General features: G+C 66.8%; 21 protein-coding genes and 1 tRNA gene. 13 read left to right on the top strand and 9 right to left on the bottom strand.

The window, feature by feature from the left end:
- Positions 1-80 precede the first annotated feature (80 nt).
- Both ACQR07_RS22230 and ACQR07_RS22225 read right to left on the bottom strand, forming a co-directional pair.
- Positions 81-1,283: a CaiB/BaiF CoA transferase family protein gene (locus tag ACQR07_RS22230; RefSeq protein WP_434904288.1), complete on the bottom strand. Its 1,203-nt coding sequence runs from the start codon at positions 1,281-1,283 to the stop codon at positions 81-83.
- Between the two features lie 154 nt (positions 1,284-1,437).
- Positions 1,438-1,863 carry an organic hydroperoxide resistance protein gene (locus ACQR07_RS22225; RefSeq protein ID WP_434869669.1) on the bottom strand — a complete coding sequence of 142 codons (426 nt, stop codon included), beginning with the start codon at positions 1,861-1,863 and terminating at the stop codon, positions 1,438-1,440.
- Between the two features lie 172 nt (positions 1,864-2,035).
- On the opposite strand from ACQR07_RS22225, the gene ACQR07_RS22220 reads away from it, so the two are divergent.
- Positions 2,036-2,494, top strand: a complete 459-nt coding sequence (locus ACQR07_RS22220; protein WP_434904287.1) for a MarR family winged helix-turn-helix transcriptional regulator — start codon at positions 2,036-2,038, stop codon at positions 2,492-2,494.
- Positions 2,495-2,498: 4 nt separating this feature from the next.
- On the opposite strand, the gene ACQR07_RS22215 is transcribed toward ACQR07_RS22220, so the two are convergent.
- The 3 genes from ACQR07_RS22215 to ACQR07_RS22205 form a co-directional block, all read right to left on the bottom strand.
- Positions 2,499-2,750, bottom strand: a complete 252-nt coding sequence (locus ACQR07_RS22215) for a GIY-YIG nuclease family protein (RefSeq protein ID WP_434904286.1) — start codon at positions 2,748-2,750, stop codon at positions 2,499-2,501.
- A gap of 228 nt (positions 2,751-2,978) precedes the next feature.
- Positions 2,979-3,054, bottom strand: a tRNA-Ala gene (locus ACQR07_RS22210).
- Positions 3,055-3,135: 81 nt separating this feature from the next.
- Positions 3,136-3,540, bottom strand: a complete 405-nt coding sequence (locus tag ACQR07_RS22205; protein ID WP_434904285.1) for a TIGR02300 family protein — start codon at positions 3,538-3,540, stop codon at positions 3,136-3,138.
- Between the two features lie 151 nt (positions 3,541-3,691).
- Here ACQR07_RS22205 and aroA point away from each other — a divergent pair, with 151 nt between their 5' ends.
- From aroA to ACQR07_RS22145, 12 genes are all read left to right on the top strand, one after another.
- Positions 3,692-5,029, top strand: coding sequence for a 3-phosphoshikimate 1-carboxyvinyltransferase (aroA, locus tag ACQR07_RS22200; RefSeq protein WP_434904284.1), 1,338 nt, complete (start codon positions 3,692-3,694; stop codon positions 5,027-5,029).
- Positions 5,026-5,664 (top strand): (d)CMP kinase, encoded by a 639-nt coding sequence (gene cmk, locus ACQR07_RS22195; protein WP_434904283.1) that lies wholly within the window; start codon positions 5,026-5,028, stop codon positions 5,662-5,664. Before aroA ends, cmk begins: the two co-directional genes overlap by 4 nt.
- Positions 5,665-5,935: 271 nt before the next feature.
- Positions 5,936-7,645 (top strand): 30S ribosomal protein S1, encoded by a 1,710-nt coding sequence (gene rpsA, locus ACQR07_RS22190; protein WP_434869675.1) that lies wholly within the window; start codon positions 5,936-5,938, stop codon positions 7,643-7,645.
- Positions 7,646-7,862: 217 nt separating this feature from the next.
- Positions 7,863-8,843 carry a signal peptide peptidase SppA gene (sppA, locus tag ACQR07_RS22185; protein ID WP_434904282.1) on the top strand — a complete coding sequence of 327 codons (981 nt, stop codon included), beginning with the start codon at positions 7,863-7,865 and terminating at the stop codon, positions 8,841-8,843.
- Positions 8,844-9,011: 168 nt separating this feature from the next.
- A complete protein-coding gene (locus ACQR07_RS22180; RefSeq protein ID WP_434869677.1) occupies positions 9,012-9,329 on the top strand; it encodes an integration host factor subunit beta in 318 nt (105 codons plus the stop codon).
- A gap of 76 nt (positions 9,330-9,405) precedes the next feature.
- The gene (locus ACQR07_RS22175) at positions 9,406-9,798 is read left to right on the top strand and encodes a lipopolysaccharide assembly protein LapA domain-containing protein (protein ID WP_434904281.1); all 393 of its coding nucleotides are present in this window, start codon (positions 9,406-9,408) and stop codon (positions 9,796-9,798) included.
- A gap of 79 nt (positions 9,799-9,877) precedes the next feature.
- Complete coding sequence (locus ACQR07_RS22170) at positions 9,878-10,537, top strand: phosphoribosylanthranilate isomerase (protein WP_434904280.1); 660 nt, start codon at positions 9,878-9,880, stop codon at positions 10,535-10,537.
- On the top strand, positions 10,534-11,757 hold the full coding sequence (gene trpB, locus ACQR07_RS22165) for a tryptophan synthase subunit beta (RefSeq protein ID WP_434869680.1): 1,224 nt from the start codon (positions 10,534-10,536) through the stop codon (positions 11,755-11,757). The genes ACQR07_RS22170 and trpB overlap by 4 nt, the downstream gene beginning before the upstream one ends.
- Positions 11,754-12,590 carry a tryptophan synthase subunit alpha gene (trpA, locus tag ACQR07_RS22160; RefSeq protein ID WP_434904279.1) on the top strand — a complete coding sequence of 279 codons (837 nt, stop codon included), beginning with the start codon at positions 11,754-11,756 and terminating at the stop codon, positions 12,588-12,590. Before trpB ends, trpA begins: the two co-directional genes overlap by 4 nt.
- 93 nt (positions 12,591-12,683) lie before the next feature.
- Positions 12,684-13,622 (top strand): acetyl-CoA carboxylase, carboxyltransferase subunit beta, encoded by a 939-nt coding sequence (gene accD, locus ACQR07_RS22155; RefSeq protein ID WP_434904278.1) that lies wholly within the window; start codon positions 12,684-12,686, stop codon positions 13,620-13,622.
- Positions 13,619-14,962, top strand: coding sequence for a bifunctional folylpolyglutamate synthase/dihydrofolate synthase (locus tag ACQR07_RS22150; protein WP_434904277.1), 1,344 nt, complete (start codon positions 13,619-13,621; stop codon positions 14,960-14,962). Before accD ends, ACQR07_RS22150 begins: the two co-directional genes overlap by 4 nt.
- Positions 14,963-14,975: 13 nt before the next feature.
- Complete coding sequence (locus ACQR07_RS22145) at positions 14,976-15,716, top strand: metallophosphoesterase family protein (RefSeq protein ID WP_434904276.1); 741 nt, start codon at positions 14,976-14,978, stop codon at positions 15,714-15,716.
- A 2-nt stretch (positions 15,717-15,718) separates the two neighbouring features.
- On the opposite strand, the gene ACQR07_RS22140 is transcribed toward ACQR07_RS22145, so the two are convergent.
- From ACQR07_RS22140 to addB, 4 genes are all read right to left on the bottom strand, one after another.
- Complete coding sequence (locus ACQR07_RS22140) at positions 15,719-16,732, bottom strand: ATP-dependent DNA ligase (RefSeq protein WP_434904390.1); 1,014 nt, start codon at positions 16,730-16,732, stop codon at positions 15,719-15,721.
- 142 nt (positions 16,733-16,874) lie between these two features.
- Positions 16,875-17,198, bottom strand: coding sequence for a thioredoxin (trxA, locus tag ACQR07_RS22135; RefSeq protein WP_434869685.1), 324 nt, complete (start codon positions 17,196-17,198; stop codon positions 16,875-16,877).
- Between the two features lie 103 nt (positions 17,199-17,301).
- On the bottom strand, positions 17,302-20,775 hold the full coding sequence (gene addA / locus ACQR07_RS22130; RefSeq protein WP_434904275.1) for a double-strand break repair helicase AddA: 3,474 nt from the start codon (positions 20,773-20,775) through the stop codon (positions 17,302-17,304).
- Positions 20,769-23,915, bottom strand: coding sequence for a double-strand break repair protein AddB (gene addB / locus ACQR07_RS22125; RefSeq protein ID WP_434904274.1), 3,147 nt, complete (start codon positions 23,913-23,915; stop codon positions 20,769-20,771). The genes addA and addB overlap by 7 nt, the downstream gene beginning before the upstream one ends.
- Positions 23,916-24,205 lie beyond the last annotated feature (290 nt).

Here is a 24,205-nt window from a genome sequence, read left to right as displayed (position 1 = left end):
TCGGACCAACGCGGTAAATCAAGCGCTCCGTCGCTGCGTTGCGAAGGTGCAGCGCGGCGGCGGGGCGAACAGCGAGCTAATCAGCGCGTGCGTTCCTTGCAGACAGTTCCTGCTGCGAGCAGCGCGTCGATCTCGCACTCCGAGTAGCCGAACTCGCCGAGGACGTCGCGCGCATGCTCGCTGAACTTCGGCGGGGTCGAGCGCAGGCTCGGCTTGGTGCGTTCGAGCCGTATCGGCGAAGCAACGCCCTTGTACCAGTCCTTCTCGATGATATCGCCGCGATGGATCGTGTGCGGATGGGTCAGGGCCTGGTCGATCTTCTGCACCGGCCCCGCCGGCAGGCCGGCGGCGAGCAGGCGGTCGCACAGCGGCTCGGCCTCGAACTGGCTGAAGACGGCCGCGAGCTCGACCCGCAGCGCCTCGCGATTGGCGACGCGGTCCTTGTTGCGGGCGAAGCGCGGATCGGTACCGAGTTCCGGCCGGTCGATCTCGCGCGCGAGCTTGCGGAACGTGCCGTCATTCCCGACGCCGATGAAGATGTCGTCGGTTTTGGTCGGGAAGATCGCGTAGGGAACGAGGTTCGGATGCTCGTTGCCGGTGAGCGATGGCGGCTTGCCATGCATGAAATAGTTCGCGGTGTGCGGATGCATGATGGCGAGGCCGGTCTCGTACAGCGTCACCTCCAGGAATTGGCCTTGCCCTGAGCGCTGCCGCTCCGACAGCGCCATCAGGACGCCGATCGCGGCGTAGAGCCCGGTGGTGATGTCGACCAGCGGTACGCCGATCCGCATCGGCCCGCTCTCTGGCGAGCCGGTCGCCGCGATCATGCCGGTCATCGCCTGAATGATCGCATCATAGCCGGGATTGCCGCCGCGCGGCCCGTCGGCGCCGAAGCCGCAGATCCGGCAATGCACGAGCTCGGGGAATTTCTCGCGCAGCGTGTCGCTGCCGATGCCCCACTTCTCGAGCGTGCCGGGCTTGAAGTTCTCGACCAGCACGTCGGCCGTTTCGAGCATCTTCAGCAGCACCGCGCGGCCGCCTTCGGAGGCGAGGTCGACGCCGATCGAACGCTTGTTGCGGTTGATCCCGACGAAATAGGCCGCGTCCTCGTCGTGGAACGGAGGGCCCCAATCGCGCACCTCGTCGCCGGCCGGTGGTTCGACCTTGATCACGTCGGCGCCGTGATCGGCCAGGATCTGCGTGCAATACGGGCCGCCGAGCACCCGCGTCAGGTCGATCACGCGCAGGCCGGCCATTGCGCCGGGAGCAAAGGGAAAGGTCATCTGGGAGGTCGCGAGGTTGTTGTGAACTCGCGGTCATTAAGCATTGCTACGGCGCTGGCGCAAACGAGCTTGCGCGAATGCTGCCCGTGCGAAAACACCGCGGCCGCGCTGCGGCAGGGCGCGAGTGCGACCCTGCCGCGTCGCGGAATTCAGATCAGACGACGGTCAGCTTGACGTCGACATTGTTGCGCGTCGCGTTCGAGTAGGGGCACACCTCGTGCGCCTTGGCGACCAGCGCCTCGGCGTCGGCCTTGGCCAGGCCCGGCAGCGACACGGCGAGCTCGACCGTGATGCCGAAGCCGCCTTCCGAGCGCGGACCGATGCCGACCGTCGACGTCACCGACGCGTCGGCGGGGACCTTCGGGCCGCCCTGCGAGCCCACGAACTTCATCGCGCCGATGAAGCAAGCGGCGTAGCCGGCCGCGAACAGCTGCTCGGGATTGTTGCCGGCGCCGCCGCCACCACCGAGTTCCTTCGGCGTCGACAGCTTGACCTTCAGCGAGCCGTCGAGGGTCGCAGCTTCGCCGTCACGGCCGCCGGTGGCCTTGGCGCTGGTCTTGTAGAGCACGTTCACGGACATTGGTGTTTCTCCCGGTTGGTGAAATGAATTCAGCGCGGCCATATTGCACACAATTCAATTGCACACAATAGAATTGTTCGGTAGATTATCCGTGATCGGCGCGCCGGCGTCATTGCCGATCGGGCAGGCGCCGCCCCAAGATGCCGGTCAGGATCGATCCGTGGTGACCTCGATGCGAAAGAAATCCGCGGCGGATGTGCCGCTGCAGCTCGGCAATCAGCTCTGCTTCGCCGTCTACTCGACCGCCCATGCCTTCAACCGCGTCTACAAGCCGCTGCTGGATCGCCTCGGCCTGACCTATCCGCAATATCTCGTCATGCTGGTGCTGTGGGAGCAGGACGGGCTGTCGGTGAAGGAGATCGGCGAGCGGCTGTTCCTCGATTCCGGCACTCTGACCCCGCTCCTGAAGCGGATGGAGACCGCGCATCTGGTCAAGCGCGCGCGCTCGGCCGAGGACGAACGTCAGGTGCTGGTCAGGCTGACAGGGCAGGGCGCAGCGCTGCGGGACAAAGCGCGCACGATCGTGCCGCCGGCCATCCTCGACGCCACCGGCTGCTCGATCGCGGAACTCGCCGATCTGCACGGCAAACTGGTGCGGCTGCGGGAGCGGCTGGATGCCGCGGTGGGGTGAGGGCTCAAGCCGGACCGAGCAGGCGCTTCTTCGAGAAGGCCCGGCCGGAATGTGATTTCAGATAGGTCTCGAACGCCAGCGCGCGCTGCTTGTCCGGAAAGGCGCAGTACCAGACGAGGACCCACGGCATGAACTTGGATGTGTGGGCCGAGCGGCCCGCGTTGTGGTCCTTGAGGCGCAGCCTGATATCGGCGGTTGCGCCGATGTATTCCTGCTCCGGGAATGCGACGCTGCGGATGATGTAGACGTACCACATGCGGAGGTGCTCGCCGCGAGGAAACGCAGGTCTGCATTCTGTGACGGGAAAGGGAAATTGTCAGGGCGGCTGTTTCGACGGCGTGAGCAAAGCCGGATAGCGGTGTTTAGTATGCGACAGGATTTGTTCCTGGGCAGTCCGGCTTCGCCAAGGGGCTTCGCCGGACACCACGCTTCGCCCTTCAGGCTCCGTCGTGGCTGCGCCACGCGTAGCCCGAAGGGCGAAGCGTGGTGGAGCCAGGCGGGATCGAACCGCCGACCTCTTGCATGCCATGCAAGCGCTCTCCCAGCTGAGCTATGGCCCCTGAACCGAACCGGCGGTCTGGGCGACCGCCGGGGAGCACCGTGAACCACAGTTCGCGGCTGATCTCAAGTGGCTTCGACGATTATTCTTCGTCGCCGCCGACATCACCGATGATGTCAGTGACATCCTCGTCGCCTTCTTCCTCATCGGCGATGAAGGTGGAGTCGTCATCCTCGTCGTCGTCGAGCGTCTCGTCGATCTCGATGTCGTCTTCCGTCTCGGGAACGACGGCCTTGACCTTGCCGCTGTTCTCCTCGGCGTCGGCCTCCTCGAGCGACACCTCCTCGACCTCGGCCGGCTCGCGCGGGGTGTCCTGTGCAGCGGCAGCGCGGGCCGCCTCGCCGCGCATCGCACGGGTCGGCGCAACGGGCGCGATCGGCACGACCTCGCCGGTGTAGGGCGAAATCACCGGGTTCTTGTTGAGGTCATAGAACTTTTTGCCCGTGGTCGGGCAAATGCGTTTGGTTCCGAGCTCGGATTTGGCCACGTGCAGGCGTCCTGGCAATGTCTGAAAAGCGGTGTCTCACTTGGCTAGTTGCCGCGCCGCTGTCAATAGCGCTGTCAACGGGAAAATCACCGCTCGTGACGGCGGCCAGGGGCTGTGATACCTGCCGCCTCCGAAACCCGAGGACCCCGCCGTGAGCACGTCAGCCGCCCCGACCCCACTCGAATCTCGCGCCTCCGGCCCGCTTTCGGGCACGATTCGCGTGCCCGGCGACAAATCGATCTCGCACCGCGCCCTGATCCTCGGCGCGCTGTCGGTCGGCGAGACCCGGATTTCCGGCCTGCTCGAAGGTGAGGACGTCCTCAACACAGCGAAATCGATGCGCACCCTGGGGGCGAAGGTCGAACGGATCGGCGAGTTCGCCTGGACGGTCAACGGCGTCGGTGTCGGCGGCTTCGCCCAGCCCATCGCGACGCTCGATTTCGGCAACTCCGGCACGGGCTGCCGGCTGGTGATGGGCGCGGTCGCGGGCTGCCCGATCAGCGCCGTGTTCGACGGGGATGCCTCGCTGCGCAGCCGCCCGATGCGCCGCATCCTCGATCCGTTGGCCCTGATGGGCGCCAAGGTCACCGCCAGCGCCGACGGCGGCAAGCTTCCGTTAACTCTTCAAGGCGCCAGCAACCCGGTTCCGATCGAGTACCGCACGCCGGTGGCGTCGGCCCAGATCAAGTCGGCCGTGCTGCTGGCCGGCCTCGCCGCGCCCGGCGTCACCACGGTCATCGAGCAGGAGGCGAGCCGCGACCACACCGAGCTGATGCTGAAGCATTTCGGCGCCGAGATCGTCACCACCCCCGAAGGATCGCATGGCCGGCGGATCGCGCTGACCGGCCAGCCGGAGCTGCGCGGCGCGCCGGTGATCGTGCCGGCCGACCCGTCGTCAGCGGCCTTTCCGCTGGTCGCCGCGCTGATCGTCGACGGCTCGGACCTCGTGCTGTCCGACGTCATGACCAATCCGCTGCGCACCGGCCTGTTTACGACCCTGCGCGAGATGGGCGCCTCGATCGAGGAGGACGATGTGCGCGGCGATGCCGGCGAGCCGATGGCCCGGCTCCGCGTGCGCGCCTCGAAGCTGAAGGGCGTCGTGGTGCCGCCGGAGCGCGCGCCGTCGATGATCGACGAATATCTCGTGCTTGCGGTCGCCGCCGCCTATGCCGAGGGCACCACCGTGATGCGCGGTCTGCACGAGCTGCGCGTCAAGGAGTCTGACCGGCTGGAAGCCACCGCAGCGATGCTGCGTGTCAACGGCGTCAAGGTCGAGATCACCGGCGACGACCTGATCGTCGAGGGCCGCGGCCACGTGCCCGGCGGCGGCATCGTCGCCACCCACATGGACCACCGCATCGCGATGTCCGCTCTGGTGATGGGGCTGGCCTCCGACAAGCCGGTCAAGGTCGACGACACCGCCTTCATCGCCACCAGCTTCCCGGACTTCATCCCGCTGATGCGCAAGGCGGGCGCGGATTTCGCATGATCATCGCCATCGACGGCCCGGCGGCCTCGGGCAAGGGCACCATGGCCAAGCGCCTGGCGGCGCACTATGGCTTCAGGCATCTGGATACGGGTGTCATTTACCGCGCGGTCGCACATGCGCTGCTGACCGCTGGCATCGACCTGACGGACGAGGCGCGGGCGGCCGAGGTCGCGATGACGCTGGATCCCGCGACGTTCGATAATCCGGCGCTGAGGTCGCACCAGGTCGGGTCGGCAGCCTCGGTGGTATCAGCGCTGCCGAAGGTCCGCGAGGCTCTGGTCGCATTTCAGCGCCAGTTCGCCAGCCAGCCGCCGGGTGCCGTGCTGGATGGCCGCGACATCGGAACCGTGATCTGCCCGGACGCCGAGGTGAAGATCTACGTCGTCGCCGACCCCCAAATCCGCGCGCGCCGGCGAACCCTGGAGGCCCAGGCGCGAGGGGAACCGGCAGACGAGGCGGCCATTCTCGCCGACATCCTGGCGCGGGATGAACGCGACCAGAACCGGGCCGTCGCTCCCTTGAAACAAGCCCCGGATGCTACCTTGCTTGATAACTCCCATTTGGATATAGAGAGCGGCGTCCGGGCCGCCATCGACATCGTCGAGGCCGTTCGAGCGGGCCGTCAGCGGGCTTGATTTCCGCTGATGTCATTTGGAGGAACCGCCCGCTCCCGCCCTTGACCGTCGATAGCTCGATTGCGGTTCAATCGGGTCTGATCAGCCGGACGAAACTTCATACGTTACGCACGTTACACGTGTCGCATGTGCAGGCATTGCCGGCCCGCGTCGTTTGCGCCTTTTGGCGCTGACAGCGCGGATGTTTGGGGATTTGTGGACCTCCAGGCACTGCCCATCCGATGCGCCGATCAACCCCAAGCTGGCGAGAATGTCCGCATCTGGAGAACCAATGGCTTCGAGTATCTCTGCTAATTCCTACAATCCCAGCCGCGATGATTTCGCCGCGATGCTGGACGAGTCCTTCACGAAGGGCAACCTTCAGGAAAGCTCCGTCGTCAAGGGCAAGGTCGTTGCGATCGAGAAGGACATGGCCGTCATCGACGTCGGCCTGAAGACCGAAGGCCGCGTGGCGCTGCGTGAGTTCGCCGGGCCCGGCCGTGACAATGAGATCAAGGTCGGCGACGAGGTCGAAGTGTTCCTCGACCGCATCGAGAACGCGCTCGGCGAAGCCGTGCTGTCGCGCGACAAGGCGCGCCGCGAAGAGAGCTGGGGCAAGCTCGAGAAGGCGTTCCAGAACAACGAGAAGGTCAACGGCGTCATCTTCAACCAGGTCAAGGGTGGCTTCACCGTCGACCTGGACGGCGCAGTCGCCTTCCTGCCGCGCTCGCAGGTCGACATCCGTCCGATCCGCGACGTCGCGCCGCTGATGAACAACTCGCAGCCGTTCCAGATCCTCAAGATGGACCGTCGCCGCGGCAACATCGTCGTGTCGCGCCGGACCGTGCTGGAAGAGACCCGCGCCGAGCAGCGCCAGGAGCTGGTGCAGAACCTCGAAGAGGGTCAGGTGATCGACGGCGTCGTCAAGAACATCACCGATTACGGTGCGTTCGTCGACCTCGGCGGCATCGATGGCCTGCTGCACGTCACCGACATCGCGTGGCGCCGCGTCAACCATCCGACCGAGGTGCTCAGCATCGGTCAGACGGTCAAGGTCAAGATCATCAAGATCAACCACGAGACGCACCGCATCTCGCTGGGCATGAAGCAGCTCCTGGACGATCCGTGGCAGGGCATCGAGGCGAAGTACCCGCTGCAGGCCCGCTTCCATGGCCGCGTGACCAACATCACCGACTACGGCGCGTTCGTCGAGCTCGAGCCGGGCATCGAAGGCCTGATCCACGTCTCCGAGATGTCGTGGACCAAGAAGAACATGCACCCCGGCAAGATCGTGTCGACCTCGCAGGAGGTCGAAGTGCAGGTGCTCGAGGTCGACAGCGTCAAGCGCCGCATCTCGCTCGGCCTCAAGCAGACCATGCGCAACCCGTGGGAGGTCTTCGTCGAGAAGCATCCGACGGGTTCGACCGTCGAGGGCGAGGTCAAGAACAAGACCGAGTTCGGTCTGTTCCTGGGTCTCGAAGGCGATGTCGACGGCATGGTCCATCTGTCGGACCTCGACTGGAAGCAGCCCGGCGAGCAGGTCATCGACAACTACAAGAAGGGCGACATGGTCAAGGCCGTGGTGCTCGACGTCGACGTGGAGAAGGAGCGCATCTCGCTCGGCATCAAGCAGCTCGAAGGCGACCCCTTCGCCGAGCCGGGCGATGTCAAGAAGGGTGCGGTCGTCACCTGCGAAGTGCTCGACGTCAAGGACGGCGGCATCGACGTCAAGATCGTCGGCACCGACTTCTCGACCTTCATCAAGCGCTCCGAGCTGGCGCGCGATCGTAACGACCAGCGCTCCGAGCGGTTCGCCGTCGGTGAGAAGGTCGATGCCCGCGTGATCCAGTTCGACAAGAAGGCCCGCAAGGTCCAGGTGTCGATCAAGGCGCTGGAAGTCGCGGAAGAGAAGGAAGCCATCGCGCAGTACGGCTCGTCCGATTCGGGCGCGACGCTGGGCGACATTCTGGGCACCGCGCTCAAGAACCGCGACTCGAAGTAAGCCTTCGACATCGCGTGACGAGATCAAAGCCCCGGCCTCGGCCGGGGCTTTTTTGTGCGCGTCGGGGTTTCAGCACGCTCCGTCTCCGGCCGGGTGGCGATTTGGCGGCTTCGTGGCGAGCCTTGCTTTCTTCAAATTGCGCCGCGATTGATGTAATCGGATAACGAGATATTCAGGCTGCGGATGCAAAACGCGCCGAGACCTCCAGGAGCTTCCCATGTCGCTTGATTCGGATGTGATCGTCGATCGCCGCAGGCTGCGCCGCAAGCTGACGTTCTGGCGGGTGGTCGCGGTCCTGATCGCGATTGCGGCGTTGTCGGCCATTGGTCTGGCGATGTCGCCGCGTGGCCGCACGGCGCTGTCGACCTCCGGCTCGATCGCCCGCGTCAACATCGAGGGGCTCATCCGCAGCGATCACGAGCGCGTCGAGGCGTTCGAACGCCTGGAGAACTCATCGGCCGAGGCCGTCATCGTTCACATCAATTCTCCCGGTGGCACCACCGCCGGCTCCGAGCAGCTGTACGACTCGCTGGTGCGGCTGAAGGCCAAGAAGCCGCTCGTTGTCGTCGTCGAGGGCCTTGCCGCCTCCGGCGGCTATATCGGCGCCATCGCATCCGACCACATCGTCGCGCAGCAGAGCTCGCTGGTCGGCTCAATCGGCGTGCTGTTCCAGTATCCCAATGTCAGCGAGCTGTTGAAGACCGTCGGCGTGAAGATCGAGGAGGTAAAGTCCTCGCCGCTCAAGGCCGCGCCGAACGGCTATGAGCCGACCAGCCCCGAGGCGCGCGCGGCGCTCGATGATCTGGTCAAGGATTCCTACGCCTGGTTCCGCGGTCTCGTGAAGAACCGCCGCGGCATGGACGACGCGCTGCTGGAGAAGGTCGCCGATGGCCGTGTCTTCACCGGCCGGCAGGCGGTCGAGCTGAAGCTGATTGATGAGCTCGGCGACGAGAAGACGGCGGTGGCCTGGCTCGTGGCCAACAAGAACGTCAAGAAGGACCTGCCGGTGCGCGACTACAAGCTGGAGCCGCGCTTCAGTGATCTCACCTTCCTGCGCACCGCCACGTCGATCGCCCTCGATGCGGTGGGCCTCTCCGGCCTCGCGCGTCAGCTGGAGCGGACGGGCGTCGTCCAGGCCGTCGATCGGATCGGGCTCGACGGCATGCTGGCGCTCTGGCAGCCGGCGACGAGACCTTGAAACCCGCCAAGACCATCGTGAGGACGAGTTTCCCGTTTTGCGTGTGCCGGAATGACGGACGGCGCCGCCTCAGGGAGGCTTTTCTTGACGTCCGTGAATGATTTAGCGTCTTGACAGTCCAGCATATTTTCACGGAAATGGGATCGTCTCCCCTGGTAAATTTTCTCGATGATCAAATCCGAGCTGGTTCAGCGTATCGCCGAGCACAACCCGCACCTCTACCAGCGGGATGTCGAGAACATCGTCAATGCGATCCTCGATGAGATCGTGGCCGCGCTCGCGCGCGGTGATCGGGTCGAGCTGCGCGGCTTCGGTGCCTTCTCGGTCAAGCACAGGCCGGCGCGCGCCGGCCGCAATCCGCGCACCGGCGCCCATGTGCCGGTCGATCAGAAGTCTGTCCCGTTCTTCAAGACAGGCAAGGAAATGCGCGAACGGCTGAACCGGGACAATCCGGCCGGCGCTGGCGCCGACGATACGGACGAGTAACGCGTCTCGCGCCGGACGTCCCGGTCGTTGACCGGCTGACGTCCAGGCAACCCGGCCAGATCACAAGAGCGAACGCATGCGAAAATTCTTCACGGCCGTGATCGTCCTTCCGCTGCTGGTGCTGTTCGTCGTGTTCGCGGTCGCCAACCGGCATGACGTTACCGTATCATTTGATCCGTTCAATGCGGCCGATCCGGCGCTCGCCGTGTCAGTCCCGCTATTCGCTCTGATCATCGCCGTGGCGATCCTTGGCGTGATCGCCGGCGGCTTCGCCACCTGGATCGGCCAGCGCCGCTGGCGCCGCGCCGCCCGGCGCCATCAGGCTGATGCCGAAGCCGCCCGGGCGCAAGTGGCCCAGCTCAGCGTCGCTGCGCGTGCGAGCCAGGGCCCAGGACAATCCCTGGTTCCGGCTGCGCCGGCCCGGCTTTTCGCCCCTTATGGGCGAGACAAGCAGGGCGCCGCGTTGTAGAAGGCGCGCACTGCCGGAGGGGCCTCGGAAGCCGCCGGCCGCTGGTGATCCTTTCCGCCCGGACGTGCGTTGTTCATCGATGTCCCTGCTCGTCAAAATCTGCGGTCTGACCACGCCCGACACCCTCGGTGCGGCGCTCGACGCGGGCGCCGACATGGTCGGGTTCGTGTTCTTCCCGCCGTCGCCGCGCCACGTCGGCCTGACCGCTGCGCGCGAGCTCGGCCGGCAGGCCAAGGGGCGCGCGCTGAAGGTTGCGCTGACCGTCGATGCCGATGATGCGACCTTCGAGAACATCGTCGAGACCCTCCAGCCCGATCTCCTGCAGCTGCATGGCCGCGAGAGCGTCGCGCGCATCCGCGACCTCAAGCAGCGCTTCGGCCTGCCGATCATGAAGGCCATGCCGGTCGAGACTGCCGCCGACCTCGCGCCGCTGCCGGGCTACGCCGACGTCTGCGACCGCATCCTGTTCGATGCGCGGGCACCGAAGAATGCCACGCGCCCCGGCGGGCTCGGGGCCACCTTCGATTGGCATGTGCTGCAGGGGCTGAAGCTCGACCGACCCTTCATGCTCTCGGGCGGCCTGAGCGCTGACAACGTTGCCGAGGCCGTGCGGATCTCACGCGCCGGCGGCGTCGACGTGTCCTCTGGTGTCGAGCGGGCGCCGGGGGTGAAGGATTGCGACATGATCCGGGATTTCATTCGTGCGGCACGGGCCGCTGAAGAGTTGAGCGTGCAATGACGACAGCCATTCCCAATTCCTACCGCAGCGGTCCGGATGACCGCGGTCATTTCGGCATCTTCGGCGGCCGCTTCGTCGCCGAAACCCTGATGCCGCTGATCCTCGATCTGGAGAAGGCCTATGCCGAGGCCAAGGCCGATCCGGCTTATCACGCCGAGATGAATGGCCACCTGAAGCACTACGTCGGCCGGCCCTCGCCGCTGTATTTCGCGGAGCGTCTCACCGAGCATCTCGGCGGCGCAAAGATCTACTTCAAGCGCGAGGAGCTGAATCACACCGGCTCGCACAAGGTCAACAACGTGCTCGGCCAGATCATGGTCGCGCGCCGCATGGGCAAGAAGCGCATCATCGCCGAGACCGGCGCCGGCCAGCACGGCGTGGCGACGGCGACGCTGTGCGCGCGCTTCGGGCTCGACTGCGTCGTCTACATGGGCGCGGTCGACGTCGAGCGGCAGCAGCCGAACGTGATCCGCATGGAGATGCTCGGCGCCAAGGTGGTGCCGGTGCAATCCGGCGCCAAGACGCTCAAGGATGCAATGAACGAGGCGTTGCGTGACTGGGTCACCAACGTCCACAACACGTTCTACTGCATCGGCACCGTCGCCGGCCCGCATCCCTATCCGATGATGGTGCGCGACTTCCAGTCGGTGATCGGCCACGAGACCCGCACGCAGATGCAGGAGGCCGAAGGCCGCCTGCCGGACTCGCTGATCGCCTGCATCGGCGGCGGCTCCAACGCGATGGGCCTGTTTCATCCGTTCCTCGATGACCCCTCGGTCGAGATCTACGGCGTTGAAGCCGCCGGCCATGGTCTCACGCATCTGCACGCCGCCTCGATCGCCGGTGGCCGCCCCGGCGTCCTGCATGGCAACCGCACCTATCTGCTGATGAACGAGGACGGTCAGATCGACGAAGCGCATTCGATCTCGGCCGGTCTCGACTACCCCGGCATCGGTCCCGAGCATTCCTGGCTGCACGATGTCGGCCGCGTGAACTATCTCTCGGCGACCGACGAAGAGGCGCTCGCGGCGTTCCAGCTGCTGTCGCGTCTCGAAGGCATCATCCCGGCGCTTGAGCCGGCGCATGCGATCGCCAAGGTGATGGAGCTCGCGCCGAAGAAGCCGAAGGACCATCTCATGGTGGTCAACATGTCGGGCCGCGGCGACAAGGACGTGCCGCAGGTCGGCGATATCCTGCGAGGAAGGGCGAAGGCACAGTGACGACCCGTATGGATGCGCGCTTCGCGCAGTTGAAGCAGGAAGGCCGCTCGGCGTTCGTGACTTTCGTGATGGGCGGTGACCCCGATCCGGAGACGTCGCTCGCGATCGTCAAGGCGCTGCCGCAGGCTGGTGCCGACATCATCGAGATCGGCATGCCGTTCACCGATCCGATGGCCGATGGTCCGTCTATCCAGGCCGCCGGTCTGCGCGCGCTGAAGGCGGGCATGACCTTGAAGAAGACGCTGCAGCTGGTGCGCAGCTTTCGCGAGAGCGACGCGGCCACGCCGATCGTGCTGATGGGCTACTACAATCCGATCTATATCTATGGCGTCGACAAGTTCCTCGACGATGCCAAGAGCGCCGGCGTGGACGGCCTGATCATCGTCGATCTGCCGCCGGAGGAAGACACCGAGCTGTGCATTCCGGCGCTGAAGGCCGGGCTGAACTTCATCCGCCTGGCGACGCCGACGACCGATGACAAGCGGCTGCCGGCCGTGCTCGCGAACACCTCCGGCTTCGTCTATTACGTCTCGATCACCGGCATCACCGGCGCTGCGGCAGCCGATTCGTCGGCGGTGAGTGCCGCCGTCGCGCGCATCAAGCGCCACACCGCGCTGCCCGTCTGCGTCGGCTTCGGCATCCGGACACCGGAGACCGCCCGGTCCATTGCCGCCCATTCCGATGGCGCCGTGGTCGGCACCGCCCTGGTGGACGCCCTGCGTGCCAGTCTCGATGCCGAGGGCCGCGCCACCGCCAAGACCGTCAGCGCGGTCGCTGATTTGGCCGCTGCGCTCGCCCAGGGCGTGCGCGGGGCGCAACAGGCGGCGGAATAGATCGTCAACCACACCCCGATGAACGCCGCGCCCGGCTTGCCGTGACGCGGCCGTCCCGCCATATATGCCGGCGACCGCAAAACGGAGCTTCCCATGAACTGGCTTACCAACGTGGTCCGGCCGAAGATCCGCAACATCCTGCGCCGCGAGACGCCGGAAAACCTCTGGATCAAATGTCCGGACTCCGGACAGCTCGTGTTCTACAAGGATGTCGAGGCCAACCAGTTCGTCATCCCCGGCTCCAACTACCACATGCGCATGGGGGCGAGTGCGCGGCTCAAGTCGATGTTCGACAACGAGACCTGGTTCGACGTCGCGCTGCCCGACGTCACCCCTGATCCGCTGAAGTTCCGCGACGAGCGCCGTTACGCCGATCGCATCAAGGACGCGCGGGCGCGCACCGGCATGAACGATGCCGTCAAGGTCGGCTTCGGCAAGCTCGAAGGCATGGGCGTCGTCATCGCCGTGCAGGATTTCGATTTCATGGGCGGCTCGCTCGGCATGGCCGCCGGCGAAGCCATCGTACGTGGGCTCGAACTTGCACTCGAGAAGAAGTCGCCGTTCATCGTGTTCGCGGCCTCCGGCGGCGCGCGGATGCAGGAGGGCATCCTGTCGCTGATGCAGATGCCGCGCACCACGGTCGCCGTGCAGATGCTGCGCGAGGCCAAGCTGCCCTACATCGTCGTGCAGACCAATCCGACCACCGGCGGCGTCACCGCGTCTTACGCCATGCTCGGCGACGTCCACATCGCCGAGCCCGGCGCATTGATCGGCTTCGCCGGCCAGCGCGTGATCGAGCAGACCATCCGCGAGAAGCTGCCCGAGGGTTTCCAGCGCGCGGAGTACCTCCTCGACCACGGCATGGTCGACATGGTCGTGCATCGTCATGACCTGCGTCCGACCTTGGCGCGGCTGTGCCGGCTGCTGACCAAGACGCCGGTGGCCGAACAGGCCAAGCCCGCGCCGCAGCTGCCGCCGCCTGCCAAGCCCGCCGAGACGGCGGAAGCGCCGGCGGTCGCAACGAGCGCGTGAACGATTCCGCCGCCCAGCCAAGGCCCTCGGTCGACGAGCTGATCGCGCGGCTTTCTGCGCTGCATCCGAGCAAGATCTCGCTCGGGCTGGAACGCATGCACCGGTTGCTGGCTCAGCTCGGTCATCCCGAGCGCAAGCTGCCGCCGGTGATCCATGTCGCCGGCACCAACGGCAAAGGCTCCACGGTCGCCTATCTGCGCGCGATGCTCGAAGCCGCGGGGCTGCGCGTTCACGTCTTCACCTCGCCCTGGCTGGTGCGCATCAACGAGAGCTATCGCCTCGGCAAGGTCGGCGGTGGTGTTCTCGTCGACGATGACGAGCTCACTTCCGCGCTGCTGGAATGCGAGCGGGTGAACGCCGGCGCGCCGATCACGTTCTTCGAGGTCAAGACCGTCGCGGCTTTCGTGCTGTTCGCGAAGCACCCGGCCGATGTCGTGCTGCTCGAAGTGGGCCTCGGCGGGCGGCTCGACTCCACCAACGTGGTCGATCACGTCGCGGCATCAGTGCTGACGCCGATCAGCATGGACCACATGGAATTTCTCGGTGATACCCGCGCGCTGATCGCGGCCGAGAAGGCGGCGATCATCAAGCGTGGCTGTCCGGTGATCTCGGCGGTGCAGGAGCCTGATGCGATGGCCGTGATCGAGCACGAGTCCAAGCGTCAGCGCGCGCCGCTGTTCGCCGCCGGTGAGAGCTGGCACGTCAGCGTCGAACGCAATCGCCTCGTCTATCAGGACGATCGTGGCCTCCTTGATCTTCCTGCACCAAAACTGTTCGGCCGGCATCAGTTCGACAATGCGGGCCTTGCCATCGCGACGTTGCGCGCGATCGATCAGTTCAAGCTCACGACCAAGGCGTTCGAGGACGGCATCGTCAACGCCGAATGGCCGGCGCGCATGCAGCGGCTGTCGACTGGCGCGCTCACTGCGATCGCGCCGCACGGCGCGGAGATCTGGCTCGACGGTGGCCACAATGCCGAAGGCGGTCGCGTGGTCGCAGCGGCGATCGGCGACCTCGAAGAGCGCGTGTCGCGGCAGCTCGTCGTCATCGTCGGCATGATGGGCAACAAGGACGCCGCGGCCTTCCTCGCCAATTTCGCCGGGCTGACGCGGCACATCATCGTCGTTCCGATCCCGAACGAGAGCAAGGCGATGGCGCCGGCCGATCTCGCCGCTGCTGCGCGGATGCTCGGCATGCGCGTCGAGATCGCTGACGGCGTGGCTTCGGCGCTCGCCGGCATCGCGCGGCTGGCCTATGAGGTGCCGCCGCGGATCCTCATCACTGGGTCGCTGTATCTCGCGGGCCACGTGCTCGACCTCAACGGCACGCCGCCGACCTGAGAGGAACTTCCGCATGCGCTTCGCCGCGATCGCGGACATCCACGGCAACCATCTCGCGCTCGAAGCCGTGCTCGCCGACATCGGTGCGCAAGGCGTAACCGACATCGTTGATCTCGGCGACATGGCGAGCGGTCCGCTCGACGCGCGCAAGACCATGGACCTGCTGATGCCGCTCGATGCCGTGCATGTGCGCGGCAATCACGATCGCTGGCTGATCGATCGGCCGTTCGAGAAGATGGGCGCCTGGGAGCGGCCTGCTTACCCACAGCTTGAAGCCAGCCATCTCGACTGGCTGCGCACGATCCCGGCGACGACCGTCTATCGCGACCAGGTCTTCCTCTGTCACGCGACACCTGAGGACGACAACACCTACTGGCTCGAAAACGTCGCGCCGGATGGCGCGATCACCTGCGCGCCGCTCGACGACATCGAGCGACTGGCCGCCGGCATCTCGCAGTCCCTGATCCTGTGCGGCCATACGCACACTGCGCGTGCCGTCCGGCTGCGTGACGGGCGGCTGATCGTCAATCCCGGCAGCGTCGGCAGTCCCGGCTTTTCCTACAACATGCCGCATCCGCATGTCGTGCAGGCCGGTACGCCCGACGCGCGCTACGCGATCCTTGAGCTGACGCCGGCCGGCTGGAGCGTGAGCTTCCGCCACGTGCCCTATGATCACAGCGCGATGGCCGAGCTGGCGCGCGCCAATGGCGACGCAGAATTTGCATCGGCCCTCGCGACCGGCTGGATCCGCTGAGCTCACGCGAGCAGCTTCAGCGGATCAGCGACCTTCTGCGCGAGCTGCTCGAAGGTGCATTGCTTCGGCGATTTGTCCGGGCGCCAGTGCAGGATCGAGGTGCCGTGGCGAAAGCGCTCGCCGGAAAAGTGATCGTAGCAGACCTCGATCACCAGCTTCGGCTGCAGCGGACACCACTCCGCCGAGCGCTCGGTCGACCACCGGCTCGGCCCGCCTGGCGCATTGCCGGTGAAGCCGGGCGGCGAGATCAGTGGCTCGAGCTTGTCGGTCAGCGCGAGCTTCTCGTCCTTCTTGAGCGCCGAGGTGAAGCCGACGTGGTGCAGAAGCCCGTCGTCGCCGTAGAGGCCAAGTAACAACGAGCCGACCAGCTTGCGCCCGTTCGTCCCCTTGTTGGTCGCGTAGCGGAAGCCGCCGATCACGCAATCGGCGGAGCGGTAGCGCTTGATCTTCTGCATGCCGTCGCGATTGCCCGACTGGTAGGGCAGGTCGATGCGCTTGGCGATCACGCCGTCCGAGCCGCCGCCGGACTGCGCCAGCCAGTCCTGCGCGGTCGCGTAGCGCGTTGTCGCGGGCGACAGCCGGAAGGTCGGATGATCGGTGAAGTTCGCTTTCGCGAACGCCTCCAGCGCCGGGCGCCGCTCGTGCAGCGTCTGCATCATGAGATCCTTGTTCTTCGCCGTCGCCAGGAGGTCGAAGGCGAGGAATAACGCCGGGGTCTCAAGGGACAGCTTCTTCACGCGACTCGCTGCGGGATGGATCCGCCGCAGCAGCGCATCGAACGAGAACGACTTCGCTTGCGGTACCACCAGTTCGCCGTCGAGCGTGAAGCTGGTGGCCTTGAGCTCGCGCGCGGCGGCGACCACTTCCGGGAAGTAGCGCGCGAGATCCTCGCCGGCCTTGGACTGCATCGTCACGTGAGCGCCGTCGCGTGACAGCAGGCAGCGGAAGCCATCCCATTTCGGCTCGTACTGCCACTCCTCGCCGCGCGGGATCGCCTTCGCCGAGCGCGCCTCCATGGCGAGAAGGTCGGATTTGCGGGAGGGGGAACGGCTGGCGCGGGCGGGCATGGCGAAGTCCGAAAACGTTGCAAACACCCCCTCTCAACGCAAACGGCCGGCGATTGCGCCGGCCGTTCGAGAAAAACCCTCGTCCGCAGCGTCACACCGCCGACGAGATCCACTGCTGCAGCTTGGCCTTCGGCGCGGCGCCGACCTGGCGGGAGGCCATCTCGCCGCCCTTGAACACCATCAGGGTCGGGATCGACATCACGCCGTACTTCGAGGCCGTCTTCGGGCTCTCGTCGACGTTCAGCTTCACGATCTTGACCTTGTCGCCCATCGCGCTGGCGATCTCGTCGAGTGCCGGCGCGATCATGCGGCACGGGCCGCACCACTCGGCCCAGAAGTCGACCACGACCGGACCGTCGGCCTTGAGCACTTCGCTTTCGAAATCGGCGTCGGAAACCTTGGCTACGGCGGCCATCGGAAATTACCTCGTTCGGTTGGAGGGCGCGGCGCAAGGATCGCGCCGCCTCAACGTGGGTGTCAAAGTATGAATGGCGTCATGCCGGGTCAAGCGCGCTCACTCAGTCGTGCTGGGATGGCAGCATGGCGTCCTGCGCGGAGACCGGAAGCTCCATGAATTCAGGAGCTTCGGTCCAGAGCAGGGCGGCCCGGACCGCCCTCCCGGGATACAGCTGGCGCAGCACGGCGCGGTACAGCGCGAGCTGGCGGACATAGGCCTGCGGCACGTCTGACAGCTCGGAGGGTGGCTGCTGGTTGGTCTTGAAGTCGACGATCAGCACCTCGGCTGCGGTCACGACGAGACGGTCGATCTGGCCGGACACCAGGGCCGCCGGCTGTCCAGCCAGTGCGAGCCGGCCCACAATTGACACTTCCGCCCGGCTGCCGGCCGCGAACACCGCGGCAAAGCGCGGATCTGCGATGACCGTGAGCACGCGCTCCGCGAGCCCTTGGCGGTCGTCCTCCGGCCAGTCCGGGGCATTGCGCAGCAGATATCGCAGCGCGGCATCGCGCCGCCGCTCCGGCAGCACGTCCGGCAGCGACTGCAGCAGCCGGTGCACCAAGGTGCCGCGCTGCATCGCAAGACTGCGCGCGGCGAGCGATTCGCCGGTCCGGACCGGCCGCTCGTCGGCAGAGGGATCGGACGGCCGGAGCACGGCCACTTCGCCCGGTGCGTCGACCGCCGCCGTGCGCAGCCACGCCGGCAGCTCGACGGCTGTTTCCACCATCCGCCGCGCCTCGTCTTTGGAGGTCTCCGCGATGTCCTCCGCGCGGGCGTATCGCTTGACCGGCCCGTCCTCGGTCTCGACCACCTCGACCTGCAGACCCGCCGCATCGAGCCCGCGCGCCATCAGGTCGTACCAGCTGCCGCCGCGGACATTGTTCATGTTGCCCGGCATGCAGCCGCCGATCACCAGGCGATCCGCAGCGCGGGTCATCGCGACATAGAGCAGCCGGCGATATTCGTCCTCGGTCTCCTTCAGCATCGCCACGCGTGCCGCCGCCACGGCTTGCGGATCGTCGGCCTTGCGCCCGGCCCAGACCACGATCTCCCGTTCACCATGCGGCACGTGGATCAGCCGCAGCCGTTGCGAGTCCGCCGGCGACGACGTCGTGTCGACCAGGAACACCACTGACGCTTCGAGGCCCTTGGCGCCGTGCACGGTCATCACGCGCACCTCGTCGCGCGAGATCTCCATGTCGCGCTTCACCTCGGTGTCAGCCGCGCGCAGCCAGCCGACAAATCCTTGCAGCGAGGCCGGCGCCTTGCGCTCGTAGGACAGCGCCAATTCGAGGAACTCATCGAGCGCGTCATTGGCCTCGTGGCCGAGCCGCGCCAGCATGCGCCGCCGCCCGCCATCGCCACCGAGCAGCCAGGCATAGAACGCGAACGGCGTCTCATCAGCGGCGCGGCGCTCGCATTGCTGCAGGCGACGCACGACCGCCTGCAGGCGCGGATCATCGACGGCATGTGCGTACAGCGCCTCGCGCAGCGAGCCGCGGCGCTGCCAGGCGAGCTTGAACAGGTCTTCGTCGTCGAGGCCGAACAGCGGGCTCTTCAACGCGGTCGCCAGCGCCAGGTCGTCCTGCGGCAGCAGCAGCGCGTCGGCGAGGTTCATCAGATCGATGATCGCGATGTGCTCGGTCAGCTTGAGGCGGTCGGCACCCGCGACGGGAATCCCTGCGTGCTTCAGCGCCTGGATCACGGCATCGAACGCGTTGCCGCGCCGGCGCACCAGGATCAGCATGTCGCCATAGCTCAGCCGCCGCCGCGCACCGTCATGGCCGGTCATCGTGCCCACACCGATCAGCCGCTTGATCTCGGCCTGGATGCGCCTGGACAGCTTGACTTCGGGGCTGGTGACGGAGACGCCGTCGAACGGCGCGCGCCAACCCTCGATCTCCTTGCGGTCGTCGCGTTCGCACAGGCTCCACAGCTCGACCATGCTCGGCCCGGCATCGGTCAGCGCGTTGTGGATGGGGTAGCCGATGTCGGGCGAATGGATGCTGCTGTAGACCTCGCGCTCCCTGAACACGTGGTCGACCGCGTGCAGCACCGTCGGGCCGGAGCGGAACGAATAGGTGAAGGAGACCGGATCGAACAGCAGCCCGGCGTCGGTGAACCGCTTCTGCAGTTGCCGCCGGCGGGCATCGAACTCGTGCGGGTCGGCGCCCTGGAACGAGAAGATCGACTGCTTCTCGTCGCCGACCGCGAAAATCGTGCGCGTCAGCCCGTCGCGCGCACCGGCGCCCGACGTGAACTCCTCGATGATGTGAGCGACGATGTCCCACTGCCGCGGGCTGGTGTCCTGCGCCTCGTCGATCAGCACGTGATCGACGCCGCGGTCGAGCTTGTAGTGCACCCAGCCGGCGGAGACGCGGTTCAGCATCGCCAGCGTCTTGTCGATCAGGTCATCATAGTCGAGCAGGCCGCGCTCCTCCTTCTCGCGGCGATAGTTCGCGGCGGAGGCGGTCGCGATCTGCAGCAGCGCCTCGGTACGGTCGCGCACCACGGCGGCGCGACGCTTCTCGATCAGGCGGTCGATTCGGCGCGCTTCCGAGTCGAACAGGCCGGCCAGCCCGGGATTGGCGTCTGCAAACTTCTTGGTGAGCAGCGATTTGCGCGGCTCCTTGTCGTCGGTCAGGAACACGCGGAGATATTCGTCGACCTGATCGCTGCCCGAGAACGCCAGCGCCGCGCGGAGCTGCTCCGCCTGCTTCTGGTCGGTCTTGGCCCCTCCATCCAGCCGCGCGGCGATATCGGTCCAATCCGTGCGCGGCAGGTTGGGACCATCGAGGATATCGCGCTCGATCGCCTCCAGCGTCTCGTCGGCGCTGATGCCGAGCACCTGCCCGAGATGCTGCGCGGCGACCTCGACACGGCCCGCGCCATCGGTCCAGGCCATGAAGTGATCGCGGCTGAGACACGCCTCGCGGACGACGTCCTTGAACGTGGAGTCGGCGGCATTGGCCATCGCCACCTGCAGCGCGCGGCCGACCGCGCTGTCGGGGGCGCGCGCCGCATCGAGCAGCACCTTGAGATTGGCACGCTCCATCATCTCGGTCTGGTCGCGGTCGTCGAGCACCGAGAACCGCGCCGGCACATTGGCCTCGAACGGAAACTGCTGCAGCAGCCGCGTGCACAGCGCGTGGATGGTCTGCACCTTCAATCCACCCGGCGTTTCCAGCGCGCTCGCAAAAAGTTTGCGCGCCGACGCCCGCAGCTTCTTGTCAGAGCTGACAATGCCGGTCGACTTGATCGCGCTGTCGAGCGCATCGTCGTGGAGCGTCACCCAATGTCCGAGCGTCGAGAACACGCGCTCCGCCATGTTGGCGGCGGCCGCCTTGGTGAAGGTGATGCACAGGATCTTCTCCGGCGGCACGCCGTCGAGCAGCAGCCGGATCACGCGCTGCACCAGCACATGCGTCTTGCCCGAGCCGGCATTGGCCGACACGAACGCCGACGCCGCCGGATTCGACGCGCGCGTCTGCGCGTCGCGCACGGCCTGCGGAATGGGGCGGGGCGCCTTCACCATTCCTCCACTCCGAGGCCGCCGGCGGCCGACCATTCCTTGATGCGGGCGAGATCATCATAGGCGCCGTAGCGGTTCGACCACATCGACAGGTTCAGCGACGTATAGCCCTGGTTCACATCCTCGAAGCTGCGGATCAGCTCTTCGAGCTTGACGCGCGCCTCCTGCGCCGCCTGGTCCGGGTGCTGCGGCGTGTCGCTCTTGTTGATCTTCAGTTCGAGGACGCGCTCCTCGCCCGGCGGATTGTTGCCCGACAAACGGACATAGACCAATTGGCTGATCAAGCTTCCGGCCGGAATGCCGTCGAAGCCGCCCTCGCGCAGGATCGCGGCTTCGAGCGTGAGCTGCGGCGACAGCCCCATGCGCACCTGCTTGGCGGTCGGCGGCTGGCCGGTCTTGTAGTCGAGAATGGCGTAGGTGCCCTCGGCGCGCTGCTCGATGCGGTCGGCGCGGGCCGACAGCATGAAGGTGCGGTCCTTGCCCAAGGGGATGCCGATCTCGCCGCGGATTTCCGCGGTGATGGCGCCGATCTGCTCGCGGCGTGCCGTTTCCCACGCCGCGAACCAGCCGGCGATGCGCTGGAAGCGCGGCCACCACAGCGCGCGCGCTTCGGGCCGCTCCATCAGCGGCGCAAAGTGCTTCTCGCCGATCACGCGTAGCGCATGCGCCGGATGCAGTGGCAGCTCCTCGGCAAAGGTCTGCGTAAACTCGCCGATCGCCTCGTGGATTGCCGAGCCGCGATCGGCCGCCGACAAGGGCATGTCGACGGGATCGAGCGGGTCGAGCCGCAGAATGTAGCGCGCGAAGATGGTGTAGGGATCGCGCAGCCAGTCTTCGATCGCGGTGACGGACATGCGCAGCGGGCGGGCCTCCAGCGGCGGCTTCGGCGCCGGCTGCTGGACCGGTCGCACGGCGGCCGGCTGGTCCAGCACCTCGGCAAAACGGACGTAGCTCTCGCCGCGCGCGGTCGCGGCCTTCCAGCGCTCCGCGCCGGCGACGGCTTCGAGCCGGTGCAGGAAGCGCGAAGCCACGGCCGGCGCGCCGCCGAACTTTGCCGCGTGGGTCAGGATCACTTCGGGCGCGCCGAGCAGCTGCGCGAAGTCATGGGCTGATAGTCCGATGCGTCGTTCGGGCAGATCGAGGCCGAGCTGATGCCGCATCGGTCGGCTCAGCCAGGGATCGATGCGCGCCGCCGGCGGCCATACGCCCTCGATCAGGCCGCCGATGATCATGCGATCGGTCTGCATCAGCCGCGCTTCTAGCGGGCCGTAGATCTGCAACTGGGCGCCGTGACGCTCGGGGCGGCGTACGGCGCGATCGGAGAAAGCGGTGTGGAACAAGTCCGGATAGTCCGACAGCGGCGCCATCAGCCCGCAGCGTTCGCCTGACGCCAGCAGATCATCGAAGCAGCGCGCCAGCGCCACGCCGTCGCGATCGGTGAAGGCGGTGCTGAGGCCAACATCGTCTGAAGACAGCGCGATCAGCACCTCGCGATGCCGCGCGGCAAGCTCGGCGAAATCCTGTGGCCGCGGGGAGGCGAGATTTTCCAGCGGCGCCAGCGCCGTCTGCAGTTGCGCGATCAGCGCGCCGGCCTGGTCGAGCTGGTCGGGCCTGAGCCGCGCGCGCGGCTCGGCACGGTGCAGCGACGACGCCTCGCCCTGGCTCAGCTTGGTGTGCTCGTCGCGAAAGCGCGCGAAGTCGCGGGCGAGCCCGCTGGTGCCGGCTTGAGGCCGTGTGCCGCGAAGCAGAGCGAGCTCCAGCGTCTCGATCGCGCTCTTCCAGCCATGGGCGGCGCGGCCGAGCCGGCACAGCGGATGCTTGAGCAGCGCAAGCAAGGTCGGCGGCTCCAGGCCGCGCGCAGCCGAGTCCGCGGCGAGCCGCGCGAAAATGCCGGCGGGTGTTTCCAACAGCGCGTCACCGCCGGAATCGTCGAAGGTGAGATGCCAGCGCGTCAGTGCCGCCATCACGCGCCTTGCCAGCGCTCGGTCGGGCGTGACCAGCGCGGCCGATTTGCCGAGATGGCGCGCCTCGCGCATCGCGATCGCGATCGCCAGCGCCTCCATTTCCGGGTTCGGCGCGGCGACGACCGCGAGATTGTCGATCGCTTCGGCGATGTTGGCCGCGATGTCGAACTGGCGCAGCCGCTCGTGCCACACGGCGGTCGCCTCCGATGGCCGCATCGCTTCCGAGATCAGCACCTCGCGGCCGCCGCGGCCTGTCGGCGCGAGGCGGATCACGTCGCGACGCTCCAGGCCGAAGCGCTTGAGCAGCAGGTGCATTGCATATTGCGGATGGTTGACGGCCGGCGGCGTGAGCACGCGTCCGGCGCGATCCCTGGCGCCGCCGATCGAACTCCACGCCGCTTCGTCAAGATCGGTGTCGAGGCCGGGCAGCACCACGGCGCCATGCGGCAGCTTGGCGACCGCGAGCAGGAATTTTGCGGTCGCCGGCATCGAGCCGGTCGAGCCTGCGGCAATCACCGGACCATCGGGATGCGCCGACAGCCGCGCGGCTTCGGCGGCGATCAGCAGGTCGCGCCGTGCCGCCGGTTCGATGCGTTCGATCTCCTGCAGATAGGCCGGCCATGCCGTGCGCGCGATGCGCAGGAACTCCAGCGAATACTGCCAGTATTTGTCGAGCTGATCCGGCACCAGCTGATCGAGCGCGTCCCACGACACGCCGCGCGTCACCATGTCGTCGATCAGCCGCGCGAGGTCGCCGGCCAGCGCGAGCGTCGAGGCCGGGCCGCCGATCACCAGTGGCGCCGACACCGGCGTTTTGGCCCAGGCGGCGACCAGCCGCGCGAGAGTCAGCCGCCGCTGAAGATCGTCGAGCCGCTCCGGAATCTCCAGCGGCGCGGGCCCGAGAAACGCGTCGCGATCCTCGGCGAAGGCGAGCTCGTCCTCGTCGATGTCGCCGAGTGCGACTAGGCGAGGCAGCACCGCCGCATCGGTCTTCAGTTCATCCAGGAACATTTCGCGCGCGACACGGAGCGAGCGCCGCGTCGGCAGATATAGCGTTGCGGTCGCGAGCCGCGCCGGGTCGCTGCGGGCCTCGAACCCGTCGACCAGCCGGCCATCGACCAGCGCCGCGATCACGCTGCGCAGGAACGGCGCCGAGATGGGAACGGTGAAGACGCGCATGGCCTGCGATTCGAATGTGGCTCCGGCATCTATATAGGGAGCGGTGCGCGGAAGGTCATATCCGGGGTGTGGATGGGTGTTGATAGGTTGGTGCCTCGCGGCGACTGCCCGTGCGCACACCCTCTGTGGGACGGTTCCTCTTGGCCCGAAGCGTCAGTTCTGGGTCTCATGTCCTCCCACGGCGCGTGAGATGATCACGCGACACCAGCACATTCGGTGTCGTCCCGGGCAAGCCGCCGGCAGCGCGCGAGCGCTGTCGGAGGCGCCGACCCGGGATCCATAGCCACAGG

This window comes from Bradyrhizobium sp. HKCCYLS20291 (assembly GCF_051167715.1).
Classification (GTDB): domain Bacteria; phylum Pseudomonadota; class Alphaproteobacteria; order Rhizobiales; family Xanthobacteraceae; genus Bradyrhizobium.
This window is presented reverse-complemented; position numbering and strand designations above follow the sequence as displayed.

Coding starts and splice junctions, on each gene's coding strand:
- addA (WP_434904275.1), bottom strand. CDS start 20,775: ATGGTGAAGGCGCCCCGCCCCATTCCGCAGGCCGTGCGCGACGCGCAG.
- ACQR07_RS22180 (WP_434869677.1), top strand. CDS start 9,012: ATGATCAAATCCGAGCTGGTTCAGCGTATCGCCGAGCACAACCCGCAC.
- ACQR07_RS22140 (WP_434904390.1), bottom strand. CDS start 16,732: ATGGAGGCGCGCTCGGCGAAGGCGATCCCGCGCGGCGAGGAGTGGCAG.
- ACQR07_RS22230 (WP_434904288.1), bottom strand. CDS start 1,283: ATGACCTTTCCCTTTGCTCCCGGCGCAATGGCCGGCCTGCGCGTGATC.
- ACQR07_RS22215 (WP_434904286.1), bottom strand. CDS start 2,750: ATGTGGTACGTCTACATCATCCGCAGCGTCGCATTCCCGGAGCAGGAA.
- ACQR07_RS22145 (WP_434904276.1), top strand. CDS start 14,976: ATGCGCTTCGCCGCGATCGCGGACATCCACGGCAACCATCTCGCGCTC.
- trpB (WP_434869680.1), top strand. CDS start 10,534: ATGACGACAGCCATTCCCAATTCCTACCGCAGCGGTCCGGATGACCGC.
- addB (WP_434904274.1), bottom strand. CDS start 23,915: ATGCGCGTCTTCACCGTTCCCATCTCGGCGCCGTTCCTGCGCAGCGTG.
- accD (WP_434904278.1), top strand. CDS start 12,684: ATGAACTGGCTTACCAACGTGGTCCGGCCGAAGATCCGCAACATCCTG.
- ACQR07_RS22170 (WP_434904280.1), top strand. CDS start 9,878: ATGTCCCTGCTCGTCAAAATCTGCGGTCTGACCACGCCCGACACCCTC.
- cmk (WP_434904283.1), top strand. CDS start 5,026: ATGATCATCGCCATCGACGGCCCGGCGGCCTCGGGCAAGGGCACCATG.
- rpsA (WP_434869675.1), top strand. CDS start 5,936: ATGGCTTCGAGTATCTCTGCTAATTCCTACAATCCCAGCCGCGATGAT.
- ACQR07_RS22175 (WP_434904281.1), top strand. CDS start 9,406: ATGCGAAAATTCTTCACGGCCGTGATCGTCCTTCCGCTGCTGGTGCTG.
- ACQR07_RS22225 (WP_434869669.1), bottom strand. CDS start 1,863: ATGTCCGTGAACGTGCTCTACAAGACCAGCGCCAAGGCCACCGGCGGC.
- ACQR07_RS22220 (WP_434904287.1), top strand. CDS start 2,036: ATGCGAAAGAAATCCGCGGCGGATGTGCCGCTGCAGCTCGGCAATCAG.
- sppA (WP_434904282.1), top strand. CDS start 7,863: ATGTCGCTTGATTCGGATGTGATCGTCGATCGCCGCAGGCTGCGCCGC.
- trxA (WP_434869685.1), bottom strand. CDS start 17,198: ATGGCCGCCGTAGCCAAGGTTTCCGACGCCGATTTCGAAAGCGAAGTG.